Origin of the sequence: Stygiolobus sp. CP859M (assembly GCF_037389975.1) — an archaeon.
Taxonomy (GTDB): Archaea; Thermoproteota; Thermoprotei_A; order Sulfolobales; family Sulfolobaceae; genus Stygiolobus.
Genome location: NZ_JBBHKS010000004.1, coordinates 40417 through 56802 on the forward strand (window position 1 = coordinate 40417; position 16386 = coordinate 56802).

12 protein-coding genes and 3 pseudogenes are annotated in these 16386 nt (G+C 33.3%); 11 read left to right on the plus strand and 4 right to left on the minus strand.

Features of this window, described 5'->3' with window-relative positions:
* Positions 1 to 136: 136 nt before the first annotated feature.
* The 7 genes and pseudogenes from cmr4 to WIW72_RS00560 all read left to right on the plus strand — a co-directional run.
* Positions 137 to 1006 (plus strand): type III-B CRISPR module RAMP protein Cmr4, encoded by an 870-nt coding sequence (gene cmr4, locus WIW72_RS00530; RefSeq protein ID WP_337719417.1) that lies wholly within the window; start codon positions 137 to 139, stop codon positions 1004 to 1006.
* Between the two features lies 1 nt (position 1007).
* A complete protein-coding gene (gene cmr5 / locus WIW72_RS00535; RefSeq protein WP_337719418.1) occupies positions 1008 to 1502 on the plus strand; it encodes a type III-B CRISPR module-associated protein Cmr5 in 495 nt (164 codons plus the stop codon).
* A complete protein-coding gene (gene cmr1, locus WIW72_RS00540; RefSeq protein ID WP_337719419.1) occupies positions 1495 to 2967 on the plus strand; it encodes a type III-B CRISPR module RAMP protein Cmr1 in 1473 nt (490 codons plus the stop codon). Before cmr5 ends, cmr1 begins: the two co-directional genes overlap by 8 nt.
* 284 nt (positions 2968 to 3251) lie before the next feature.
* A complete protein-coding gene (gene cmr6 / locus WIW72_RS00545; protein ID WP_337719420.1) occupies positions 3252 to 3872 on the plus strand; it encodes a type III-B CRISPR module RAMP protein Cmr6 in 621 nt (206 codons plus the stop codon).
* Positions 3872 to 6976 (plus strand): type III-B CRISPR-associated protein Cas10/Cmr2, encoded by a 3105-nt coding sequence (cas10, locus tag WIW72_RS00550; protein WP_337719421.1) that lies wholly within the window; start codon positions 3872 to 3874, stop codon positions 6974 to 6976. Before cmr6 ends, cas10 begins: the two co-directional genes overlap by 1 nt.
* Positions 6969 to 7874, plus strand: coding sequence for a type III-B CRISPR module-associated protein Cmr3 (gene cmr3, locus WIW72_RS00555; protein WP_337719422.1), 906 nt, complete (start codon positions 6969 to 6971; stop codon positions 7872 to 7874). Before cas10 ends, cmr3 begins: the two co-directional genes overlap by 8 nt.
* 187 nt (positions 7875 to 8061) lie before the next feature.
* Positions 8062 to 8957, plus strand: a pseudogene (locus tag WIW72_RS00560) (lipopolysaccharide biosynthesis protein); the annotation flags it as partial.
* Between the two features lie 3 nt (positions 8958 to 8960).
* Here WIW72_RS00560 and WIW72_RS00565 read toward each other — a convergent pair.
* Positions 8961 to 9203 (minus strand): hypothetical protein, encoded by a 243-nt coding sequence (locus WIW72_RS00565; protein ID WP_337719423.1) that lies wholly within the window; start codon positions 9201 to 9203, stop codon positions 8961 to 8963.
* Positions 9204 to 9556: 353 nt separating this feature from the next.
* On the opposite strand from WIW72_RS00565, the gene WIW72_RS00570 reads away from it, so the two are divergent.
* Positions 9557 to 9805, plus strand: coding sequence for a hypothetical protein (locus WIW72_RS00570; RefSeq protein ID WP_337719424.1), 249 nt, complete (start codon positions 9557 to 9559; stop codon positions 9803 to 9805).
* A gap of 1225 nt (positions 9806 to 11030) precedes the next feature.
* A complete protein-coding gene (locus tag WIW72_RS00575) occupies positions 11031 to 11948 on the plus strand; it encodes a hypothetical protein (RefSeq protein WP_337703265.1) in 918 nt (305 codons plus the stop codon).
* Between the two features lie 568 nt (positions 11949 to 12516).
* On the opposite strand, the gene WIW72_RS00580 is transcribed toward WIW72_RS00575, so the two are convergent.
* The 3 genes from WIW72_RS00580 to WIW72_RS00590 all read right to left on the minus strand — a co-directional run bounded on the left by WIW72_RS00580 (position 12517) and on the right by WIW72_RS00590 (position 14894).
* Complete coding sequence (locus WIW72_RS00580) at positions 12517 to 12960, minus strand: hypothetical protein (RefSeq protein WP_337703263.1); 444 nt, start codon at positions 12958 to 12960, stop codon at positions 12517 to 12519.
* On the minus strand, positions 12957 to 13184 hold the full coding sequence (locus WIW72_RS00585; protein ID WP_337703261.1) for a hypothetical protein: 228 nt from the start codon (positions 13182 to 13184) through the stop codon (positions 12957 to 12959). The genes WIW72_RS00580 and WIW72_RS00585 overlap by 4 nt, the downstream gene beginning before the upstream one ends.
* Positions 13185 to 13631: 447 nt before the next feature.
* Positions 13632 to 14894, minus strand: coding sequence for an ATP-binding protein (locus WIW72_RS00590; protein WP_337703260.1), 1263 nt, complete (start codon positions 14892 to 14894; stop codon positions 13632 to 13634).
* 737 nt (positions 14895 to 15631) lie between these two features.
* Here WIW72_RS00590 and WIW72_RS00595 point away from each other — a divergent pair.
* Together WIW72_RS00595 and WIW72_RS00600 are read left to right on the plus strand one after the other, a co-directional pair.
* Positions 15632 to 15787: pseudogene (locus WIW72_RS00595) on the plus strand (RNA-guided endonuclease TnpB family protein); the annotation flags it as partial.
* A 45-nt stretch (positions 15788 to 15832) separates the two neighbouring features.
* Positions 15833 to 16386 (plus strand): annotated as a pseudogene (locus WIW72_RS00600) (IS701 family transposase); the annotation flags it as partial.

Sequence of the window (16386 nt, forward strand, 5' to 3'; positions counted from 1 at the left end):
CCCGTAAAGTCTTTTAGGTCTTACTGGATACTAGTCCTATTTACTTGATTATACATTTAAAGAAAGGGGTTATTTTCCATAAATCACACGTATTGGAGTAAAAAAGATATATAATAGTAAATATATTTTTTATATAATGGCTAACTACTTTGCGAAAGCCCATGTTTTTTATATATTTACAGTTACGAATTGTCATGTTGGCAGTGGTTCTACTGCTTCTGAAGAGATTGACTTACCCTTCCAGAGGGATAGTTTAGGTTACCCTACAATTTACGCTTCAAGTTTAAAGGGTTCAATAAAGTCCTTTCTTTTAAGAACTTATGAAGATAGTAAAAAAGGTGATGTATTTTATTTATTCGGCAAGGATGAGAGTGCGGATGAAGCGTCTAAAGTTTCAATTTTAGACGCGGTATTGCTCTTAATTCCAGCTAGGATAATTTCGGTCTCCAATGGTTTTAGTGGAGTTTATGCCTATGCTACTACTGTTGAGCTTTTAGATACTGCAAAGTCTTATCTTGATGCTGTTTTCTCACTTACTCAAGGTAATCTCGATGGGAAGAATGATGACGTTAAGTTCTATAAGGTCGATGAAAATGGAAACTTGGAAGTAATAGTTAATGAGAGTTATTTTAAGTTTAAGGAAAATGACGACTTAAAAAACAACTATTCCAGACTTATACCACCCAGTGTGAATAAACCTATTTTAGTCTTTGAGGGTAATATAGGCAAGGATATTATTAATAGGTCTTTGATTAGGGTTAGGAGGATAAGGATAGACAGGAGTAAAAAGACTGTTGAGATTGGGGGCTTATGGTCTGAGGAATATGTTCCTCATGATACTTATTTCATGAGTGTGGCGTTAGTAAGGGAAGATGGTAAGAAAGACGGTGGGTCACAGAGCACTTTAGAATTATTTAATTCTATTAAAAATAAATTAAATTACTTAGTTATCGGAGGTCATGAAACTATAGGTAAGGGTATAGTTAGGCTTATATGGGCTGATTAAAATGATAGATGGTATCAAGTTAGCAATTGATGTTTTTCCTAAAACGATTTCAAATATAGAGGATAAGGATGTTTTAAAATATCTAAAAAGTAGGTGTAGGGATTTCCCAGAGGAGGTCTTAAATAGCGGCTTTTTGCCGGCTTTCCTATTTTATCTTTCGAAATCAAATATTTGTGTCATGATAGATTTTTTGGATTATCTTAATAATAATTCTGAAAGCAAATTTGATAAATTTGATAAAAACGAGTCAAAGCAAACTATTGCTTACACAATATTTACTGCATTAGTGATTTATTTTCTAGAAAAAACTGAACTAAAAGATAAGTTAGGACTTAATGACTTAGGTAAATTATGCTCTAATAATAACAGCGAGAGTGCCAAAAAGCTTGAGGAAATTTTAAACGGGCTTTATTTTAATTCCTCAATTGTAACTATACTGTCAAAGAACTATTTATTAACTTTAAAGAGACTTGCGGAGGCTATAATAAATGTATGAAGAAATCTTGAGCATAGATGCCATAGCTTTATACCCTATAGTTGGAGGCTACAATAGTTATCCAGTAAGTTTAACAGTGGGCTATGAAGAACCAATAAGGGCTACTGAAATAAAGGGGCTGTGGAAATGGTGGACAAGGATTTTATTGGAGAGCGTGATTTTTAAACGGGGGAACTATGTCGTTCCGTATTCTGAAATAGATAAAGTTATGGAGGACATTTTCGGTAGTGAGGATAAAAAGTCGTTAGTTAGAATTGATGTTAAGGTTAATGATGGTTTTATTAGTGTGGCTGAAAAAATATGGCAATTTTTGCAAGACTTTTTCAAAAAAGGTCAAGTCATTAATCAAAGAAATGTATCTAGTCAAAATAATATTATTATTCAGGTGCAAAATCCCAATGTTAATGTTAGAAAAAATGTTTATGTTATTAATATTGATACCTATAATAATTTAGAAAATATAAGAGTTAGGAGAGACGATAGAGATCCAAAACCAGATGATAAATTCATAGTTATTGACTTTAATAATAAGAAAATCTCTATTAGAGGAGTTGGTGAGCTGAAGCTTGAAGGTTTAGATAAACATTTAACAATAGACAACATGAGGGACTTCTTATCTATACCTAGAATCAAGTTGGATATGCTTAGATATAATAATACTGGACTTAAAATAAAAGGCTTAAACGATCGTGAATTAAATGAGTTAATGAGGATTATTTTAGATCTTATTACGACAGTTCTAATACCAAAAGAGGTCAAGTTTACAATAAGTATTAAAGTGGATACGGAAAGATTAAAAAATGAAAAGAACGAATTAGATACGAATAAAGTTAAAAAGTTAAAATTTGCTCTTTATTCATTATTTGTTTACTTAATACTGGGAGGAATTGGAAGGATGACGAATAGGGGGATGGGCTCATTATCACCTTCACCATCTAGAATTGAATGCCGTGATAACGACTTATGTGAGAATTTAGTGTCGTTATTTAACGAGTTTTCAAAAATATCTGATGAAAATAAAATTATCGATTTTATTAGAACGTTGATAGATTTTGATAGTCTTGAAAAATTAAGCGAAAACTGGATTAATGAAATTGGAAACACAAGTAAGGTAAATAATGTGTTTTATATTTCGACTTATTCACTTAAGTGTCTTTACACAAGGGAAATTAATGATCCGTTAAAATATCTTAACGCTTTAGGTGAATTAACATTATCTACCAGTATAAACGATCCAACTTTTGCAAATGAAATACTTGGCAGACCTAGAAAACGTGACGACATTAGGCTTCCCTCAGCATTTAGATTTAAGATCTTATATATAGGAAATAAGTATTATCTAATCTGGTATCTACTAGACAGATATAGTGATGCAAATTCTTCGCATAGTTTCATTGAATCCTACAAAGAGGAGATAGCCCGATTCATAAAAAATGCACAACAAAAGTTGGGTGAGGTTCACTGAGTTTATTTAGATTATTAAAATATATCGACGAAACGTATTTTTCATCTATAAATACTAATTTTCAATCTATCAATCTTTATTCCATATTACAGTTAGAGGGAATTATCATAGGCATACTTAGACTTTACTCCAATAATAAAGCTGGTGAAAAGGAACTAGATGATTTTGAAAACATACCTATCGCTGAAATATATAAAAATTATATTAGATTTAAAAATTACCAAGAACAAAGATATTCTATCAAAGATATATATAATTTAAAGAAAAGACAGATAGTCGAATTATTGTCAATTAGCTATAAACCGGGCTTTTCTATGTTACGTGACGTAATTAATAATATAAAGGAAATACTGGAAAAGCTAAAGTACAGCCTTATTGATGTCAGGATAAAGACTTCTTCAAAGACATTTATAGGGGTTTCCACTCAATTTGGATTTACCATTTTTGAATCTGGAATCTCTTTCGATCCAATATTTAATGCCCCATATATCCCAGCCTCTGAAATTAAGGGAATTTTGAGAAGCTGTATTGAGGATAAAGATAAGAGACTAGTAGAAAAATTATTTGGAACGGAGAATAATGAGGGACTTCTAATGATAACTGATGCATTTCCAATAAGTGCGGAACGAAATACATTTTTACCAGAAATAATAACACCGCATTATACTAATGATGTAAAGCAAGAGACAGAGGTAAGCCCTAATCCCTTAATATTACTTGCAATTGCCCCTGGAGTGACATTTGAATTTTTAGTTTATTATAAAGATCAAAACTTGGATGATAAAGAAAAAGAGATTATAAAAGATTTGATTTTTAAAATGAGTAAAGAAGGAATAGGGGCTAAGACTACGTTAGGCTTCTCTCAATTCACGGTAAATGGAATCTCGTGGAGCGTGAAAAATTGATGAAGAGTTTAGAAGGGATAATTAAAGAAAAGTTTGCAGCTTTACTTCATGACCCACCGAATAAGCCGTTTATGTTAAAATGTACACGATATCGTGTATCGAAACAGTCTTTAAAAAACGCCAAATTTAAGTACCTATCTAATTTAACCCAAAATAAAATTGGGCATAAAGATATAGCGATAGAGTTAATATCGCATTTAGATTTTTTAAATGAAAATAATACAATGAAGATAATTAAAAAAAGTATCAAAAATAAGAAATCTATAGTTAATAGTGCCGATGGAAAAGCAAGTAAGTTTGATAGATATTTAACATCAACTTTATACAATAAATGGAGAAAGATACTTTTCGCAAACTATGACAATATAGAGCTTAAGAATTTTTTAGTACCAGAGCTTCAGGTCAAATTAAAAACAATTGAGTGTGAAAAAGAACCTATAAACGCAGAATGTTTCTTTAAAGATCCTTATTCTAAAGAAGACATTATTCAGTTATTCGAGTATATTTCAAATGTATTTAAGGCCTTAAATCTTAACGGGATAAGTGTTGAGACTTATAACGTATTTTACTTCCTTTACGAGTTGTTATGGATAGCTAAAGGTTATTCGGTTGGCCCAGCAGAAACTAGAGTCCCTACTCACTCAATTTTTGATCATTTATACGCTACTGCGTCGATATTAAATTGGTTTTATGGCACCAGTAAATTCCTAGTAGGTTTAGACATAGTAGGTGTTGCGGACTACATAAATAAGTCCAGGAAGCTCAGAGATTTGTGGGCTTCAAGTTATTTATTGTCAGCCCTAGTGTGGTATGTATTAATTAACATAGTAGAAAAGTTTGGAGCTGATGTAGTGCTGTTCCCGTCATTAAGATTTAATCCCTTCTTTGCTTCATATATTTACAATAAATACCTTAAAGATAAAGAAAATAGTAAGACAGTTATCCATGAAGTTGTTAATTTCATTACGAAATACATATTTAACAATGATGAAACATATAAAAAGTTAGGTATTCCTCCATACGCTATAATCCCAGCTAGAGCCACTTTAATATTGCCAGGAATAGGGTATGTTGAAAGAGAACTAAATCTTAAATGCGAAAGAGATCAGAATTCTCGATACAAATATGAGAAATGTATCCGTAATTATGTAGATGAGAAGTTCAGAGAAGGATGGAAAAAATTAGTAAGTTTCCTAATAGAATATGCTTCCAAAAATCCCAATGATTATTTCTGGGCTGTTTTCAATAAAGTAATGAGTATAACCAGCGTACAAGAATTCAAGGAAAAGCCCCCGTTGGCATTGAGAGTTATTGTTACAGAAATACCTAATGATGAGAAGGATGAAGACAAGGAACCTGATTATATGGATTTTGATAATAAATATATTAAGCTAGTTAGTGAGTTTAAGAAGCATAAGTTATCCCGTACTTCTCCAGCCACTCAGCTATCAAACTTTGAGTATTATAAAGATGCCATAGGAAAGAGTAGTAGAGGATTTGAGTATTGCAGTGTTTGTGGTATATTACCAGCTATTTTGATTTTACCTAAAGGTGATGAAGAGTATAAGGAATTTGTTAAGGGAATTATAGGGGAACAAATAGGTGATGAAAAGCTTGATGATTTAAAGGTTGTACTTTCACCAGGGGAGAAGTTGTGTCCGTGGTGTTTGATTAAACGAGGATTGGGTATGAGACCGGAAGTATTTAAAGTTCTAGTAAATAATGGGGATTTTGGACAAGAAGAGATAGAAAGTAAAAGAGTTTTTATACCGTCAGTGAGTCACATAGCATCTTACAAAAAATATGAGGCGTTTAAAAATGAGGAGTTAGAGTGCAAGGAAATAAGAGATATGATATCCTTGTGGAAATACTATGAAACTTATCCTGAGGATAAAAGATGTTTAATTCTTAAAGACCCAGAAACCCTATGGTTTGGAAGAACAAGAGATAAGACTTTATCACCTTATTATGCCCTCATTAGAGCAGATACAGATTATCTAGGCGACTTATTAGAGGGTAAGCTAACTCCTTATCTTGCTGGTATCATAGACTCTACTTTTTACGGTGGTAAAAAAGATGGCAAAGAAAATGTTGTTGAGAAAGCTATTAGGAGATATTTAGGAAACGCGGGAGAGGGATCGTATAAAAACGTTATGAAGCTTATGTTAAATAATAAGGAAAGCAAAGCAAAAGAAATTATAAAAGAAGAAATAAAAGATGAGAAATTGACAAATAACATAATAGATCAGATCAAGGAATTTATTAAGGAAAATCTAAGAAGAGATAGACTGGTTCTGTTCCCGTCATGGCACGTTAGCATTAGTAGCATGTTAAATAGAATATTACTTATGGAGATAAAGTTAGCAGAAGATTTAGATGGTTTTGTGGTCTACGCAGGTGGTGATGACTTATTAGCGATTTTACCAGTGGAGAAAGCTTTAGAATTCGTCGAAAAGAGTCGTAAAGCAATAGCGGGGATAATTAGGGATAATATTGGCGAATTTATGCAAACCGAGAGTAAGGGATTTGTTAAGTTAAATAACGCATATTTTAGCTTATTTCCCTTAGTAGGACGTAGCTATGTAATTTACTTTTCCCATATAAAATACCCATTACAGTTGGTATTGGAGGATTCTTATAATTTACTTGAAGATGGGAAAGAGAGGATAAGATATGGGAATTATAAAAAGGATATAGTGATAGTTAAATATAGGGGTTCGGCTAGTGTTCTTCCATTATCCATTAAGAGACCTAATGAAGATGAAGGTGATATTGACGAATATCTCAATAGTATTGCTAAGAGCCTAGAACTATTACGTAAGCTTTATGAACTAATTAAACAAGAAAAATTATCAAAAAGTGTTATTTACAATGTTTTATCTGATGAATTACTTAATAATGGAAAAATTAAAGATGAACTCTTAGCTATATATTTAGACTATTTGATCAATAGAAATAGGTTAGATAAAAAATTAAAATTTAGTTTTAATGATTATAAAGATTTAATACAGCTTGAAATCAAATCTGATAATAACTCTAAGACTTTAATATATAATCTATTTCAGACTTTAAGCAATATCTTAGGGGCTGAGAAGAGTGAGTGAGAAAGTAACCTTAGTAATTAAACCTTTAGAGCCATTAATGCTAAGATCTTCTGGAGAATTTGATATAGAAACTAAAGGTCCGGCATCATATGCTAAAACTTTACTAATTCCTAGACCCTCTACAATAGCAGGAATGTTAGCGTCCTTATTATATAAAGGAGTAGTTAAGGAAAATTGGATAGATGAAGTAAAGGAGAACATGAAACCGATAAACGAGATTTGTGGCCCTCTATTAGTTAAAGAGAATTACGCTTATGTTCCACTAAGAATAGGGGGTGTATTCACTCTTATTAAAGCTCCTTTGGATAAATTATCTGAAAGTATTAGAGACGAAATTTACGATATAATTAAGTTTTATAAAGATGAAGATAAAGAGAAGATCGACTATAACAAGATAGATACTGAAATGAGCGAATTAACAAGAGAAGATTTATCATCCGTTGTATTCATTCAACCTAGATTAGGAATAGGGCTTGACAGGGATAAAAAGGTTACTAAAGAAGGAATGTTGTATATCGCGAATTACGTTTCGATAGATGCCGAAATTCATGTCATTCTAACTGGTGATAAAAATGAAATTAAAATGGCATTAGATGGTAAGATTGCTTTTCTGGGTGGAGAAGGAAGGATAGTAAAACTAAGTATACTTGATAACGAGACCTTCAACTGTAGCAAGATTACTAATAATGGAATTTTATTATCTCCTTTGCCCGTAAATGAAGCTAATAGATTCATAGGAGAACTTGGCATTATAGGCATGGGTTTTGACATTAGAAATAAGAAAAGGAAGGAGATAGTAAAAGCTGTTCTTGAGGGTAGCATTGTAATGAGTGCTAATCCGATAACTAAATATAATGTTTTAGGATATAGTAGTCAAATCACGTTAAATTTGGGATGATAAATTTTTTAAATAACTATTAGTTTTTAAAACAATAATCAAGATGATATTAGTCGACCTTCTCTTCTTTTTAAGGGCAGTTTACTTGATAAGCTAAATCACCATTCAGATAAGAGCTCTAGGCATAGGGGCTGGACAAGGAGCATGAGGAGGTTAAATCGCGAAACTATATAGAAGTCTGACCTTCTTTCTCTATAAGCACTTCAAGGAAAGTTTACCTCTTTATCTATCTTCTTCAGTAACTTTCCTCTCTTCACAAGGTGACAGAGTTACAGCTGCTTACTTACTTGGCTCACATCACTTGGGTCTGTATCAATTTTCTGCTTTAGTAGCTGGAGTACCTTCAATGGTTTTAGGTTCAATGAGCGTAGTTCTATTACCTGCAGCATCATTTTACAAGGCTTTAGGTAGTTACGAGAAGAAAATGTCCTCGCATTCCTTCCGCGTGCTAGCTCTAATCTCCTTCTTAGCCGTTATAATATCGATACCCGACGCAATATTTGTCGTGGACAAATTCTTTCCGGAATACGCAGAAGGATAAAAGTTCTAGTTCTACTCCTTCTAGCCTCGACTCTGCCCTATCCAATAATGTCTTTAACTAATTTCATAATCGCGGTAAGAAAATCGTTGAGGCCTTCCCTGGTCTTGTCTGTTCTTAACGGTAGCTTAGTCATACCGACTTCATTTCTTCTAATTCCGAGGCTAGGTATAATAGGTGGTGCTCTGTCTCAGGTGATAGTCTCCGTAATTTCTTCCTTGTTCATTGTGTTATACGCTACAAGGACCTACACTTTCACCGTCGGTCGGTAGGAGGGAGATTACACTGTTCGTAATGATGCCTTTAATAGGAGTTCATGAGGTGTTCGTGGATCCACCATATTTAGACTTTTTGTTAGTTCTTCTCGTTCCTCTACTGTTTAAGTTGTTGAAAATAGTATAATCGAAGATGTAAAAATTATTGAGTCTTTTTTACCTTCTAAGCTGAAGTTTATTGTCGCGATCATGAGGGTTATAAGTGCGAACGGAGTTTATACGCTTAAGAAAAATTTTTTAAAAGACAGAAAATACCGACACAGTGCTTGACGCTCAAGTATTCACAGAGAATTTAGTTGTATAAGTTGCTAGAAGTTTAAGTAGCTGTTGAGTCTTTATTACGAAAAACGCGGAGATGGATAACTTATGGGACGTGGTCTTACTGGATAAGGCTTGTATGACATTGATGACGTTATGTTTTTGATGAAGGAACAAAGCTCTAAGATCAAGAAAAGGCGTCATGTCTGGTATTACGATAAAATCATCAGACAAAATCTCGATTGTTAAAATGGACATAAGAGGTGCTGAGAGAAGGGTGATGAAAGACTACGAGTGATTATATCGTACGAAGTGGATAATGATTAAACTTTACGTCAGAGAAGGCGTTGAAGCTTGTCCCAATAACATTAAGAAATAAGGGTTTCATAACTAGGTTCATAACGAAGGAGATTTAATTAAGAGTACAATCAAGACTCTCTTCTTCATCCCGTTTCGCTTATGAGGAGGAAGTAAGGACTAAGTGTTTCTGAACTACTCGAGGAGGAAACGTGACGTGACAACTTCAAGTACGGGGGGTATAAGACTGTTCAAAAGAAAAGGAGAGGATTAGAGACAAACGACGGGAAAAAGAGAGAATTAGAAGCTAACTTATGTTAAGGTTTACTAACATAAGAAACTCATTATTGTTAACTGTCGTCTTAGCTATAACTTATAAAGTCTTGCCATTCCTCTTTTACTACTTCATAATAGGTTATGTCCTTCCAAGCGATATAAACTTCACCTTTTCTGTATCTAAAACTAAATCGTCTCTTATGTCTACCACTTTTCCCTCTACAACACCGTTATTTGTGTGTGCTTTAATTTTTGGTCTTATAACACCAGCTAAGAAAAAATACTGATTCAAAGTCCTCTTTGCATTGCAGTTTTGACGCTATAAGAACTCTCTTATACTTGAACTGCAATTATTGTGATCAATTCATTCCCTATTACACTCTCAAGGTTTATATTTGAGTAAAGCCTATAAGTCAGAATTTCAAATGCAGTGAAAAATACTGAGCATTAGGAGGAAATAGGGGTCAAAAATAAGACCGAGACTTCTTCGTTGTTTCGTAGGCAATTTATTCATAATTAACTCTAATTAACCTTGTTATTGCCGATCCTACTACTAGCGGATCCAGAAATATATAGATTATGTTGAATAAAGAGGGAAGAATGAACAATAGATAGCGATAACGCGGTAATGTAAAAATTACGAGTGCGAGGAAATATAAAAAAGTTCGGAGTTTTTTAATGTGTATATCGCGTCATGAAGGTTAAGTAGTTTTTTCTGATATCCTCCCTTTAGAGGTATCTCAATATTCCTGAATAGTGCTCCCAATACTCCCACTCTGTTAACTCCTACTTCGTATCGCTACATATATACATATAATGATATATGAATGATAATATACCTGAAATTGATTCGGAAATTATGGGTGATGTGAGACTTGTGAGAAATAAGGGAATCAACATGGCAGTTGGGTTCAACTTGTTCACCTCATCTGAGAAGAATTGTGTGATTATAATTCAGTTCATTTTTTAACACGTGTTAACGTTATCGCTATAAACAGCGGTATAGCGTCTTTTACTATCTCAGTCGGCAATGATGCATTTAGAGGCTTCACGACTAAAGCAAGAAGTATTATTTCACCTACTACGTAGGGTATGACGTAGAATTTGTTTTCGTCGTAAAGTTTGCGATATTTGAAAACCTTTCCGAGGACGAAAACAAGAGATACTAAGGTTAGAGCTAAAAAAAAAAAAAAGAATTTTGTGGTAGTACTCTCAAGTTGTAATATTTTAAGGTTTCAAATACCACGTTGATTATACTAGAAATAATAATTGCTTTCACTAGATCTATTCCTTTATCCAATACTCCATATCTAACGTAATAAAGCACCTTTTGGGCAGTGTCGATAACTTTTTTATAATCCACTTCTTTCCACCTGATTATTCCATTCATAGACACAAATAGCATAAACGTCTTTCTACAAAGCTTCTGGTAATACCTAAGACAATATGCCGAATTTGTACCACTATACTCCTAAAGTAGATTTTTATTCGCTTAGGAGATTTGCTCCTATTATGAAGTTGGCCACAGTCGTTTCTATTATATTCATAATCGCTTTAATTTTCTCAGGAATAATTTACACAATTTACTTTGAAAATATATTTAATGCGTATGCATACACACAGAATTCTATAATGAAATATTTCTTATCACCTCAGCAAATAAAACCAAATGATAAATCAATAACAGTGAACGATACGGCATCCGAGCTTATGTATTATAATGTTTCTGAAAGTGAGTTAACTGAGTTAATACACAATACTAGAACTTACACTAACGATATTAGCTATTTGTTAGCGTCGATTGCAGGGTTAATAATATTCTACGGACTATATATTTTCCTTTATTTCAAGGTTTTTATTAGAAATTTATTGCCAAGCTCTGTTTTCCATACTCTATTTCCTAGTATTGTTGAACTTATCATTATTATACTCATATCTTTATCTCTAAGATTTATTTTCCTTATTACGATTTTCCCTATCCATTTGACTTTTCTTTATGCAATAGACCATTTGCTACCTCTAGACTCTGCTTATTCAATGATAGATTCACTGATCTTTGGTTTAGATATCTTTTTATTTGTGGTAGAGTTTTTAATGGAACGGGTTACCGAGAACGAAATTGTATCAACTCCTACTACAATTGATAAAGCAGTGAAATTATTTTATTCCTTTAATAAAATATTGGAACATGTTATTAACGTATTGAAATTAGTAATTAAAATTTCAGTTATAATTACATTTGCTATCTCAATAGTTACAACTTTTTTGGCTTATTTTAATATCGCATATCTAATAGAAGACTTTGTCTTTGTATTTTCTACGATGTCAATGATTACCGTTCTGGTATTGTTCGTTTTAATTACCGAATTCCTAGTCAATATAAGCTTCAAAGGAATGAGTTATATAGAGAGGGGTTCAAACTTTCATTGATGTTTCATGAATTTGTATTCAACCTCTCGGCCTCATGCTCCTTATTTCCCTTGTATAAAACATATTAGTCAGATCCGTATTACATAGATCTGATTAATTGCATCTTATCACATAATCTAGGAGATAATCGTAATTTCCTTGATTTGTAAAAAGAACGTATCTAGCCAATTTTAATTTTTCCTATATTAAAAGTAAAATACAATTCTATTATATTATTTAAAATCAAAATATATTCTAAATTAGTATTTGATACTTATAATATGCCATTCTTAAAGTATAAGGTTCTTAAAGCATTAATAAAAGGAATGGAATTATTTTTAACTTGTCAAATTGTGTGAACGACCACACTTATTTAGCACATCACGATATTTATTAGTTAGAATTGCAGTAATTATCCTAACTAAAGGAGGAACTAAAATATAAACAATAATGAAGTAAAACCCTTGAGGGAGATTAAAGCAAACATATCTCTTGTTACTCTCTCGTTCTTCTCTATCATAGAACTCAGGATTATTACAAACTCTCCTTATAGCATTAATGATAACACTAGTATCTATCCCTCTGTTTCTTAAGACTTGAAAATGCTAATTCTATCTAATGCGTGTTGGCTTATTTCACAGTTTGGAATAAACTCCATGAAATCATTGTACAAGGACTCCCCCCCTGAGTCCCTTAAATCCGGGTAAACCGTTAAGTTTGTGATCTCCAAATAAACGTTAATTCTCTTACCCTCTACGCTTATTTCTACTTCAGGCTTCTCAACAACATTAACCTCTTTAGGCACTATACCTCTATGGAACACTAGATTTTGGGGATTACACGGTTCACCGAATTTAGGCTGATTAGTATCTACAGAAACTACTGCATTTACTTGGACGCTGTAATTTTCACCGCTCTTAATCACGTGAATTGGTATAGGATAAATTCTGATCTTAAGCTCTTCATCCCCTACCCTCATTATTAGAATACCGGGCTTAATAGAAGTTAACTCATAGTCATCAAGAACTATCATTTACTATCGTCCTCGTAAACTATATCAATTGCGACTATTCTACCGTGTTTATCCCTCCAAATTTGAACGTTGGCATTGTGATATTCCACATCGTAAGGAGAACCTCCGAATTCTATCAAAATACCGTCATCATATTCTCTAATGGTTGGTAAAATCATATTCAATGAAAAGTTCTGAACAGAAGCATTGTACGAGACATTTTGTTGTAAAATAAACTCATACATAGAATTAAAACTCATCTGACGCTAAAAACTTTTACTCCTCTAATAAATTTAGGTTTGAGTCAGCATTTTTGAGTGTGGACAACAATTTTATTCATTTGAAATTTGGTTAAAATTTTCTTAAAGTTGTATCATTTAAACTCTCTGATTCACAATAAAATTTTTGGACATGGTTAATATTACAACACTATATTTTATTAACTGATAAATCTTGTGTTGAATTGAAATTAAATTTACACCTTATATAATTTATACTGAATTAACAAAATTGTTGCCCGCACTCACATTCCCGCTGGCGGGGCTTTTTGCTCCTTAACTCCCAATTTTTGTAATTTTGAATAAATCTCAAATAAATGAAATTATTAATCATACTCTAGGTTAATGTATCTGAATTTTTTAGTCTTTCTAGTTATTAAGAATCTTATACGTTTTGTAATATATCTTTTCATTTTAAGTTTTATACCATTGTTCTAGATTTTTGGGATCTATAAACTCAGCCTCTTCACTAGTTTTTGAAAAGCTTTTTGCAAATATTATGTATTTTTTAACGTCTAGTCCTAAATCTTCAACTTTTCTTTTTAATTCGTAAAGTACTTTCTCCCCATTTATTCCTTCACTCCACTTACATTCACCAGCTATTCCGCCTCCATATATATCTATTTCCACATCCTTAAACCAGAGCCTTTCTACCTTAACTTTATACACGTCCTCCACGTATTCTCTGGCTATTTTCTCAAAAATTCTCCCTAAGTATACGTTATATTCGTCTTCTTTTATCTCATAAATTCCTTCCTCTATTAAGCTTAAGTTTGGATAAATAAATGTGAACCAAAACAGTGTAAAATTATCCTTAATATAATACCTAGCACCCTTCTTCATCTTATAGGGGAACTCCTTTCCTATTATTCCTATTTTCTCAAGTTTATTTAAGTATGAAGAAACGTCTCCACTTATTTTAACAAAGTCCTTTATTTCCCCTAACGTATTTTTGCCAGAAGAAATTGCGTGTAATATTTCCTTATACGTACCAATCTCGGAAAACTCGTATCTTAACATAAAGTCTATCTCATCTTTTATAAAAGAGTCAACTTCTTTTAATTCTGCATTGATCCATTTTAAGAATGGAGTTTTAGCCTTTGTGAGGTAAAAAGGCACTCCACCGGCAAAACCGTAAACGTGTATTGCATCAATTAGAGAGAAATTAAATCCTTTCAGATCTTTAAATTTGAGCTCTTTTAATTCGAAAGACGCAGTCCTCCTACCGTAAAGAGGGCTTTTATAGGATATCGCGTCTTCCATCATGGAAATGGAAGAGCCAAGTAAAATTAGTTTAGTTTTACTACCTTTTAGAGTCTCATCAACAATTTTTTGGAAGGTTGATAATACGCTCTCATCCTCTTTTATCATATACGGAAACTCATCTATTATGATAATCTTATCTCTCAAATAGTGAAAAATTGCCTCCCAATCTTCCTTAACGTATTTTATGTCTTCATATTTGCTTTCCGCCAATTTCTTGAATTTTCTCAAATTGTTTTTTTCTGTGGCTAAATAATATATGAAATCATAACCATTAACAGCGTTTAGGATGAGGAAAGTTTTTCCTATTCTTCTCCTTCCATAGATTATTATAAGCTCTAAGTCATTTGATGAAAACCTTTTCTTTAGGGCTTGTAACTCTCTTTCTCTATCTACCATATTCATAAATATCATATTCTGAAATATGATATTTAAAATTATGCTTAACGTCTAAGAATAGTAAATTAACAGTAGTTTAATGAAATTTCCTCACACAAAAAATTATAATATTCGCTCATGAGATAATAAATACTTTGAATTTACTCCTCTATTTTTTATTTATTACTTATCATATGTTTTTTTTAACCAATAGGAGGATTTTTCTTATATGTTTTTAACGTAAAAATGTAACGATTTCCCTACAAGTGCTATTGGTGAACATTTACTTAGTTGGAGAGCTTCGTGTTATCAAGTTTCATCTCCCACTGGTAATACCAGCTCTCCTAACCTTAAATTTTTCCTATTAATTTCTAATTTTTCTATTATGTAAATAATTTGCTGAGATAATTTTTGTGAAATGATTTTTGGGGTCTACCGAATATATGGAGAAGATTATCTAAAGATCATAAATCAGACTAAGGTTAATCTCAACATTCATCACCCTACTGATTTAAGAGCAGAGGCGTGTAATATGTGAGTTTTTGAAATTGCGGGATGTTCTGGGTTTATATTGAGGAAAGAAGGAGCACTTTGGAAAGTATTTTTAAAATATAGAGATGTATTCCAATCTAGGTGAACTTGATGAAAAGATAGAATATTATGTTAAAGATGATAAAGTTAGAGAAGAGATTGACTATAATCTTAAGCAACAACGTGTAAGTAGATTTCATCCTTCATCGTGACTATTAATCACTCGGCCTTATCACTCCTTTTCCATCACTACACCTAAGTGTGGTAGAAAGATGAGGGAAGTTGATTATCGTTGGTTTGAGTGTGTTTGTGGTTATGAGAATGATCGTGATGTTATTGTAATAGTTAACAGCAGTTATGGGAATCTTAGGGAGGTAATACCAAGAAGCCGGTATTAGCGAGAAGTTTTTAATTTTAGACGTCGTTCCACTGAAAAGATGAAAATGTCAAACCGGAAGGGACAGGTCAAACTGGCTAGGGAGAAGTTGGTCAAGGCGGTCAACCAAGTTCTGGGCGTGGTCAGGAGGAACGGGAGGAGCAGGAAGGTCGGGTTAGCACTCGTCTTGATGGTCCTGCTAGGTGGTAGGGCCAGCGTGAAGAATGCTGCTGAGACGTTCGGGTTAGACTACGCAAACCTGCTGGAGGCGTTGGGAGAACTCGAAGACGCGTGGAGGGACTACTTGAAGGTCCTGTCGGGGCTGGTGAAGGGTGAGGTTGTTGTCATCATAGACGACACCGTGGACCACAAGGAGTACTCCCGCGGTAAGGACGTGAGCCCCCACGGGAACTACTGGATCTACTGCCACGCCCACGGGAGGTTCGAGAGGGGTATACAACTCCTCACGGTCGCCATAGTGGACCTCTCCACGGGCAGGGCGTTCATGGTGGGAGCCTTCCCCTACGCCGTGAGGAAGATGTTGGATTTGGGGATGGTCACCGAGTTCAAGACCAAGATCGACTTGGCCAAGGAGATGTTGGACGTGCTCAAGGGGTACTT